Below are 8,842 nucleotides of genomic sequence, written 5' to 3' on the forward strand. Positions count from 1 at the left end.
AATTTTTTACTTTACAAACTAGGGAGGTAATTACATGAGAGACCATAAAGGATTAAATGAGATTACACGTACTATAAGAAAAGACATAATCTCTATGATACATGGTGCTAAATCTGGACATCCAGGAGGATCTTTATCAGCAGTTGAAATAGTAACAGCACTTTATTTCGACGAAATGAATATAGATCCTACAAATCCAAAGATGGAAGACAGAGATAGATTTGTATTATCAAAAGGACATGCAGCTCCAGTTTTATATGCAACTTTAGCTCATAAAGGATACTTTGATAAGGAAGAATTAAAGGGACTTAGAAAAACAGGACGTATGCTACAAGGGCATCCTGACATGAAGGGGACACCTGGTGTAGAAATGTCTACAGGATCATTAGGACAAGGATTCTCTGTTGCTTGTGGTATGGCAATGGCAGCTAAGTTAGACAACGCTCCATGGAACGTATATGCTCTACTTGGAGATGGAGAAGTGCAAGAAGGTTTAATATGGGAAGCTGCGATGAGTGCTGCTCATTACAAGCTTGATAATATGATTGCATTCTTAGATCACAATGGTCTTCAAATAGATGGAGATGTATCTAAGGTAATGAATATCGGCCCTATAGTTGATAAGTTCAAGGCTTTCGGATGGAATGTAATAGAAATAGACGGACATGATTTTGATCAAATATTTGCAGCTCTTGATATGGCAAGATCTACTGTAGGAAAGCCTACAATGATAGTTGCTAAGACTGTAAAAGGTAAGGGTGTTTCTTTCATGGAAAATAATCCTGGATGGCATGGAAATGCTCCAAGTGATAGTGAGTTAGAAATAGCTTTAGCAGAATTAGGGGGTGCAGATCATGAGTAAGATAGCTACTAGAGACGCATATGGAAAAGCATTAGTTAAATTAGGACAAATGAATGATAATGTTGTTGTATTAGATGCTGACTTATCTAAATCAACTAAGACTTATGATTTTGGGAAAACTTTCCCAGAAAGATTTTTCAACATGGGGATAGCAGAACAAAACTTAATAGGTGCTGCATGTGGTCTTGCTACAGCTGGAAAGATACCTTTTGCAAGTACATTTGCAATGTTCGCTACAGGTAGAGCTTTCGAAGTAATAAGAAACTCAGCTTGTTACCCAAAATTAAATGTTAAAGTTTGTGCTACTCATGCTGGTATAACAGTAGGAGAAGATGGTGCAAGTCATGAAAGTGTAGAAGATATAGCTATAATGAGAGCTATACCAAATATGACTGTATTAGTTCCTGCAGATGGTGTAGAAACTGAACAAATGATATTTGAAGCAGCTAAATTCAACGGACCAATGTATGTACGTTTAGGAAGAAGTGCTGTTCCTACATTATTTAACGAAGATTATAAGTTTGAAATAGGAAAAGGTGTAGTAGTTAGAGAAGGTAATGATGCTACAATAATAGCTTGCGGTATGATGGTAAGTGAAGCTGTAATAGCACATGAAATCCTAAAAGAAGAAAACATAAACGTTAGAGTTATAAATATGTCTACTATAAAGCCTATAGATAGAGAATTAATAATAAAAGCAGCAGAGGAAACTAAAGCGATAATAACTGCTGAAGAGCACAGCATAATCGGTGGATTAGGTTCTGCAGTAAGTGAAGTTGTAGTTGAAGAGTGTCCAGTTATTGTTAAGAAAGTAGGAGTTAATGATACTTTCGGTGAATCTGGAACACCAGCTGAATTATTAAAGAAATTCGGATTAACAAGTGATGATATAGTTGCTGCAGTTAAATCAGCAATAGCTAAAGGATAATAAATAAAAAGCAGGTATCAAATTTAATGTTTTAAATTTGGTACCTGTTTTTTTAATAAAAACTTCTAAGTTTGGGACATCTCTCATATATATAAAGTAAGTGGGGGGTGGATGAATTGAATATAAAATTCAATATGAAAGGTGTAGTATATGGAGTTATAATTTTACTTATGATAGTAGGTGGCTTCGTATTTATACCTAAAATGTTTATGAACAAAGCAGAGCCAGTAGAATATACAATGGTTCAAAGAGAAGCTATACCAGAAAAAATCCTAGGAATGATGGACAAATATGTTGATCAAGAAAGAGCTTTAGCAGTTAAACTAGACAATAAAATATATGTTATTGTAACTAGAGGTAATGATAATGAACATGGTATAGAAATACAAAAAATAAATATGGCAAATGAAGATGATAAGAAGGTTATGAAAGTTGAGGCAGTATATAAAAATAAAGAAGAGTCTCATCCGTACATAGTAGTTGAAACTAACCTTACAGAGCTTCCGGATAAAATAGAATTAGATACTTCTATAGAAGGTCAATAAAATTTCTATAGTTATAATTGTAAGTACATATATGATAAAAAGGCTATTATACAAATAAATTTTGTATAATAGCCTTTTTTGCTTATTAATTCACTATAAGTAGGGAAAACTAAAAATTAAAATAGTAACTATGAGGTGAAATTATGTTAAATATAGATAAATACAGAGTGAAACTAGAAGATCTCAAATGTAACAATTCTTTAGAGGGAATAGATTTTAACACAACGGAAGATATAGTACCTATAAGGGAGATAATAGGACAGGATAGAGCGGTTCAAGCTATTAAGTTTGGATTAAAAATGAAGCAACAAGGATATAACATATATGTTGCGGGTGTAAGTGGTATAGGAAGAAATAGTAATACTAAATCTTTAATAAGAAGCAACTCTATAGAGAATAGAGAGCGTAAGGATTGGTTATATGTTTATAACTTTAAAAATGCAAATGAGCCTATAGCGTTATGCTTTAAAGCAGGACAAGGGAAATTATTTAAAACAGATGTAGATGATATAATTGAAAAATTAAAAGATGAAATACCAAAAATATTTACTTCTAAAGAGTATGAATATCATAATAGATTATTAATGAGCGAGCTAGAAAATAATATACAACAAATAATAGAAGAACTAAATGAGTTTGCGAAACCAACAGGATTTAAGTTCCAAGTTACAGAAAGAGGGCTTATGAGCGTTCCTATGAAAGAAGATGGAACACTTATGAGAGAAGATGAACTAGGAAACTTTACTGCAGACCAAATAAGAGAATTAAGAGAAAGGGGTCTTAAAGTAAACCAAGATAGCAAAGACTACATTGATAGAATAAAAATGTGTGAAGATACATATAAAACTAAAAGTTGTGAGTTAGATAAAAATGTTGGAAGAAGCTTAGTTGGTTTTTATGGACAATATTTATTATCAAAATACGGACAAGAAGAAAAGGTTGAAAAGTATATAAATGATTTATGCAACGACATAGTGAATAACATATCTAAATTTAAATCAGATAATGATAGTGATAAGCAAAATCCAATGGCTATGCTTGGACTAATGGCTCCTAAGAATGACGCCAAATTATTTAACAAATATAAAATTAATCTGTTTATAGATAATAGTGAGTGTGAAGAATGTAAGATTATTGAAGAAAACAATCCTACATACTATAACTTAACAGGGTCAATAGAATATAAAAATGAGATAGGTGCATTAACTACAAGTTTAATGGAGATAAAGCCTGGAGCTTTGCATAAAGCTAATGGAGGATATTTGATTTTAAATGTAAAAGATGTATTATCCAACCCATTTTCATGGGACTGTTTAAAAAGAACTCTTAAAACAGGAAAAATAACCATAGAATCTCTTAATAAACAATATGGATATGTAGTTACATCTACACTAAAACCAGAGCCTATTGATTTAGATATAAAGGTGATTTTAATAGGAGATAACTATTACTATAGCCTACTTTATGCATATGAAGAGGACTTTAGAAACTTATTTAAGGTAATGGCTGATTTTGATATTGAGATAGATAAAAACGAAAGTAATATTTATAAAACTATTCAATTGGTAGCGAATAAATGTAATGAAAGCAACTTAAAGCATTTTGATAAATCTGCGCTAGAGAGATTGATAGAGTATAGTACAAGAATGAGTGACAGTAAGGATAAGCTTACAGCAAGATTTAATAAGGTTGTAGATATAGTATATGAAGCTGATGCTGTAAGTGATGATTATAAACCTTATGTAACGAAAGAAGATGTAGACAAAGCTATCAATCAGAAAAAATACAGAAGTAATAAATACGAAGAAAAATTAAACGAAATGTTTGAAGATGGTACTTTATTAATAGATATAGAAGGTGAAAAAATAGGCCAAATAAATGGACTAGCAGTAATGGGCACAGGCGAATATTCTTTCGGAAAACCTTCAAAAATCACAGCATCTACTTATAAAGGTAGAAGTGGGGTGATTAATGTTGAAAGAGAAATAAAGAAAAGTGGTAGTATACATGATAAAGGTGTGCTAATACTAAGTGGTTATTTAGGGGCTAGATACGGCAAAGAGAAGCCTTTATCAATAAGTACATCAATAACATTTGAGCAAAACTATAATGGAATTGATGGAGATAGTGCATCTAGTACAGAGCTTTATGCAATAATATCAAGTATTGCAAATATACCAATAAATCAAAGTATAGCAGTAACAGGTTCTGTAAGCCAAAAAGGAGAAATACAACCTATAGGTGGTATAAATGAAAAAATAGAAGGTTTCTATGATGTTTGTAAAATAAAAGGATTTACAGGTAAGCAAGGTGTTATGATGCCTATACAAAATGTCAAAAATCTTTTATTAAAAGATGAAGTAGTACAAAGTGTAAAAGATGGAAGTTTCCATATATATGCAATATCTACTATTGAGGAAGGCTTAGAGATTCTTACAGGTAAAACGATGGATGAAATCGATAAGGTTGTTAATGAACATTTAGAAAAATATAGAGAATCGGACAAAGATGACAAAAAAGATAGTGAAAAAGAAAAGGAAAATAAAGATAAGTAGATAAATACAGACATAAAAATATTCAAGGTATTAGGAATATATAATGCCTTGAATATTTTTTACGTATAAATAAATTATGCAATATAGTATTATGTTGTGGATTTTATAATTTTGAAGCTAGAATTCTACTTTCTGTTATAATATAGTCTAACTGAGCATCGTGAGGTTCCTTTGGAATACTATCAAAAACTTGTAAATCAAAAGAGATTCCAATAGATATTGCATCGGTTCTTAAGTTACTTAAGAATCTATCATAAAAACCTCCGCCGTACCCCAATCTATAGCAGTTAACATCATAGGCTACAGCAGGAACTATCACAACATCAATATCTTTAGTATTAACTTTAGAACAGATATCTTTTTTAGGCTCCCTTATGCCATATGCGCCAATATTGATACTTTTATCTAAATCTAAAATTTTGTAAGGAATCAATTGTCTATTTTCCATAATTGTAACAGGGCTAGAAACTATCTTTCTAAGGTATATAAGTTTTTTTACAAGCTCATCTGTTTGTACTTCATTATTAAAATCTAAATATAACATTATGTTGTTTGCATTTTTTATAGCATCTAGAGTAAGTAGTTTTTCAGTTATTATATTAGAGTTCTTAGATATAAAATCGGGTGTCTGTTGTTTTCTAAGATTTATTGCATTTTTCCTAAAATCTTTTTTCATGAAATCAACTCCATTCGTATGGTATAATATGGATATGTAAAAATATCCTCAATATAAATTCTAATATAGAAGTATAAGCAGTAGCAACATGATTGCTAAATAGTAATAAAAAGGATAGCTAGTCATATAATATATAATAGATTAGATAAAGGAGATGCGTTAAATGATATCAAAGAAAAAAGCTATTATATACGCTATAGTTCTTGTAATTGTTACAGCACTTTTTACATCAACATTACAGATTGGATTGGGTAATAAGGTTGTAGTATCGAAAGATATATACGAAGGCTATAAGGAATATAATAAATTATTGGGATTGGAAGATATAATAAAAGACGATTTTTACAAAGAAACTAGTGAAGAAGATTTAGTTAATGGAGCAATAAAAGGATTATTCTCAGGTCTTGATGATCCGTATTCTCAGTACTATACAAAAAATGAGTTTGCAAGACTAATGGAACAAACTAGTGGGGCTTATGTAGGTATAGGTGTTTATATAAGTGCTACTTCAGAAGATAATATAATTACTATAATAGCACCGATAGAAGGATCTCCAGCAGAAAAGAGTGGAATAAAGCCTGGTGATAAAATCCTTAAAGTAGATGGAACCACTGTAACTGCAGACAAGTCTGACGAAGCTATAGGGATGATTAAAGGTAAAGCAGGTACAGAAGTAGTGCTTACAATAAAAAGAGATGAAAAAGAATTTGACGTTAAAGTTAATAGAGAAGAAATAGTATCAAAAAGTGTAGAAAGTAAAGTAATGGAAGATAACATAGGTTATATAAGAATAACTTCATTTAATGAAACTACATACGATGAGTTCTCGGAAGCTTTAAAAAGCTTAAAGGCTCAAAACATTAAAGGACTAGCTTTAGACCTTAGAGATAACCCAGGTGGACTTTTAAATATTTGTAAAGATATTGCTGACGAGTTGATAGGTGAAGGAACTATTGTTTACACTAAAGACAATAAAGGCAATACTGAATATTTGAAATCTGATAAAGAAAAATTAGGAGTGCCAATAGCGGTTCTTACAAATGATGGAAGTGCATCTGCATCTGAAATACTTACAGCAGCAATAGTTGATAACAAAGAAGGTATATCTGTAGGTACTACTACTTTTGGAAAAGGTCTAGTACAAAGTGTTAGAGAACTTAAAGATGGCACAGGATATAAGCTTACAACAGCTCAATACTTTACTCCTAATGGGGATTATATAAATGGAAAAGGTATAAAGCCTAATATTGAAGAAACTGATAAAGAAAAACAATTAGATGTGGCTATAAACTGGATAAAAGAACAGATGAAATAAAAAAGGTGCTTATGCACCTTTTTTTAGTCTATAAATATAGTATAAGAAGCTTTGAAGTTTTCACCTATAGCTAATTTATTAATATAGTGCTTATTCACATATTGGCCATCAGTGTTAATATCATCAGCAAGTCCATACCAAGGTTCTATACATAAGAATGGAGCTACAGTATTAGATTCTTTATAGTAAGGTGTCCAAATACCTACAAGAGGGAAGTCCTTGAAAGCTAATCGTACTGAGTAATTAGTACTATTAGATTTAATAGATATTTCATCTATGTTAGTGTATATTAAAGCATCTTTTGCAAATGATTCAGAACATAGATTTATTTTAGTTAAGTTATTAATAGAAGTTCTAGTAGAAGCGAAAGGACCTTCTAAATCTATTTTTTCTATGTTGTTTCTGTGTTTAAAATCAAGATAGTAATCAGAGAGATTATTTCTATCTATATTAAATGCAGGATGTGCACCGATAGAGAAGTAAATATCTTTGCAATCATTATTAATTACTGTCCATTCTACATTTACACCAGATTCTTGTAGAGTATACTTTATTATTAATTCAAAATTATAAGGATAAAGTTGTTTACTTTGTTCATTAGCAACAAGTCTGTAAGATATATGGTTAGTTGATGAATCTACAACTTCAAATTCCATATCCCTTGCAAACCCATGTTGTCCCATAGAGTAAGTTTGATTTTCTATTGTAGTTTGATTATCTTTAAGTCTTCCTACAATAGGGAATAATACAGGTGAACGTCTTCCCCAAAATTTGCTGTCACCATTCCATAAAATATCTTTGTCGAACTTTTTAGAATAAATTCTAGTAAGCTCAGCTCCATTACTTACAGATTCTACTATAAGATTTTCATTTTGTAATATATTCATTAGATCACCCCTTAATTTAGTTATAGTTTTATTATACATAAAAATATAAATGTTGAAATATTATAAATTAATATAATAAAATCATAAAATTTAATTCTATTTTAAATTATAAAATGATAAATTTAAAAATATTATTCAAAAATTGGATATATTTAAGAAAATTTGTATAATAAAAAAGGAAACTAAGAACTTGTATAGAATTAGTTATACAAGTTAATAATGCTAAGTATATTAAAAAGTAATAATGATAATATAGGAAGTGGTTGTTATGGTAAAAACTATATCAAAGGTTGTTGACCTTCGAGAATATAAAGAAAAGAAGATGAAGACAGAAGTTAATAGAGATGAGCTTTTAAAGCTTATTAAGAAAATAGCAACGGTAAAATAGGGAGATGATTATCTCCCTATTTTTAATGATCACCTAGGACATTCTAAGCCCACCGATATAATCTTTGAATTGATTAAAATCTTCTTCGTTGCTTAATTCGATAACTTCAGATCCCTCAGTGTTAAAGTTTTTAAGATAAACTTTATAAGAGTTATTTGCACAGTCATGATAAATGCATCTATAGCCATCTTCGTAAAGATTTTTAATTTTATTAAAATCAGTCATTTTATCATCTCCTTAAGTTATATACTATTATTTTTTCAAAAAACAAATATGTTATGCAAAAGTAGTTATAATATAGTTATTAAAGTATTTTACATTTGTATAAAAATGTAGAAAACTTACAATATAAAGGTGAGTTTAATGAAAAATTAAAAAAAAGTAAAAAAATAATTAAAAAACTATTGACCATATGAAAAAATGATGGTAAAGTTATACTTGTCCTTAAGAAAAGGGCAAACAACGAAAAACAAAAGAGGCCGAAAGGTCACTTTAAGATGAACTTTGAAAATTAAACAGTAGGTTAATTTATAGAATTTGAAACAACCAAACAAAGCCAGATATATAATAGTATCTGAGCCCGTTAAACTTTTATTTGAGAGTTTGATCCTGGCTCAGGATGAACGCTGGCGGCGTGCCTAACACATGCAAGTCGAGCGATTCTCTTCGGAGAAGAGCGGCGGACG

Annotated in this window: 8 protein-coding genes and 1 rRNA gene; 6 read left to right on the plus strand and 3 right to left on the minus strand. The window is 30.3% G+C overall.

The features are described 5' to 3' along the window. Positions 1-34 precede the first annotated feature (34 nt). From ACI48P_RS21245 to ACI48P_RS21260, 4 genes are all read left to right on the plus strand, one after another. The gene (locus ACI48P_RS21245; RefSeq protein WP_475219377.1) at positions 35-862 is read left to right on the plus strand and encodes a transketolase; all 828 of its coding nucleotides are present in this window, start codon (positions 35-37) and stop codon (positions 860-862) included. After that, a complete protein-coding gene (locus tag ACI48P_RS21250; RefSeq protein ID WP_475219379.1) occupies positions 855-1,790 on the plus strand; it encodes a transketolase family protein in 936 nt (311 codons plus the stop codon). Before ACI48P_RS21245 ends, ACI48P_RS21250 begins: the two co-directional genes overlap by 8 nt. Before the next feature lie 107 nt (positions 1,791-1,897). Next, positions 1,898-2,335: a hypothetical protein gene (locus tag ACI48P_RS21255; RefSeq protein ID WP_475219381.1), complete on the plus strand. Its 438-nt coding sequence runs from the start codon at positions 1,898-1,900 to the stop codon at positions 2,333-2,335. 143 nt (positions 2,336-2,478) lie between these two features. Beyond that, entirely contained in the window at positions 2,479-4,890 is a 2,412-nt protein-coding gene (locus tag ACI48P_RS21260) for a Lon protease family protein (protein WP_475219383.1), read from the plus strand. A gap of 103 nt (positions 4,891-4,993) precedes the next feature. Here the strand turns inward: ACI48P_RS21260 and ACI48P_RS21265 are convergent, their stop codons facing one another. Further along, complete coding sequence (locus ACI48P_RS21265) at positions 4,994-5,566, minus strand: 5-formyltetrahydrofolate cyclo-ligase (RefSeq protein ID WP_475219384.1); 573 nt, start codon at positions 5,564-5,566, stop codon at positions 4,994-4,996. 163 nt (positions 5,567-5,729) lie between these two features. Between ACI48P_RS21265 and ACI48P_RS21270 the strand changes: the two genes are divergently transcribed. Continuing rightward, positions 5,730-6,881 (plus strand): S41 family peptidase, encoded by a 1,152-nt coding sequence (locus tag ACI48P_RS21270; RefSeq protein ID WP_475219386.1) that lies wholly within the window; start codon positions 5,730-5,732, stop codon positions 6,879-6,881. Between the two features lie 23 nt (positions 6,882-6,904). On the opposite strand, the gene ACI48P_RS21275 is transcribed toward ACI48P_RS21270, so the two are convergent. Both ACI48P_RS21275 and ACI48P_RS21280 read right to left on the minus strand, forming a co-directional pair. Then, entirely contained in the window at positions 6,905-7,768 is an 864-nt protein-coding gene (locus ACI48P_RS21275) for an aldose 1-epimerase family protein (protein WP_475219388.1), read from the minus strand. A gap of 421 nt (positions 7,769-8,189) precedes the next feature. Next, on the minus strand, positions 8,190-8,381 hold the full coding sequence (locus tag ACI48P_RS21280; RefSeq protein ID WP_475219390.1) for a hypothetical protein: 192 nt from the start codon (positions 8,379-8,381) through the stop codon (positions 8,190-8,192). A gap of 366 nt (positions 8,382-8,747) precedes the next feature. Here ACI48P_RS21280 and ACI48P_RS21285 point away from each other — a divergent pair. Next, a 16S ribosomal RNA gene (locus ACI48P_RS21285) occupies positions 8,748-8,842 on the plus strand; the annotation flags it as partial.

This window comes from Romboutsia sp. LXY-2, from assembly GCF_056171995.1.

Coding starts and splice junctions, on each gene's coding strand:
- ACI48P_RS21245 (WP_475219377.1), top strand. CDS start 35: ATGAGAGACCATAAAGGATTAAATGAGATTACACGTACTATAAGAAAA.
- ACI48P_RS21270 (WP_475219386.1), top strand. CDS start 5,730: ATGATATCAAAGAAAAAAGCTATTATATACGCTATAGTTCTTGTAATT.
- ACI48P_RS21260 (WP_475219383.1), top strand. CDS start 2,479: ATGTTAAATATAGATAAATACAGAGTGAAACTAGAAGATCTCAAATGT.
- ACI48P_RS21265 (WP_475219384.1), bottom strand. CDS start 5,566: ATGAAAAAAGATTTTAGGAAAAATGCAATAAATCTTAGAAAACAACAG.
- ACI48P_RS21250 (WP_475219379.1), top strand. CDS start 855: ATGAGTAAGATAGCTACTAGAGACGCATATGGAAAAGCATTAGTTAAA.
- ACI48P_RS21280 (WP_475219390.1), bottom strand. CDS start 8,381: ATGACTGATTTTAATAAAATTAAAAATCTTTACGAAGATGGCTATAGA.
- ACI48P_RS21275 (WP_475219388.1), bottom strand. CDS start 7,768: ATGAATATATTACAAAATGAAAATCTTATAGTAGAATCTGTAAGTAAT.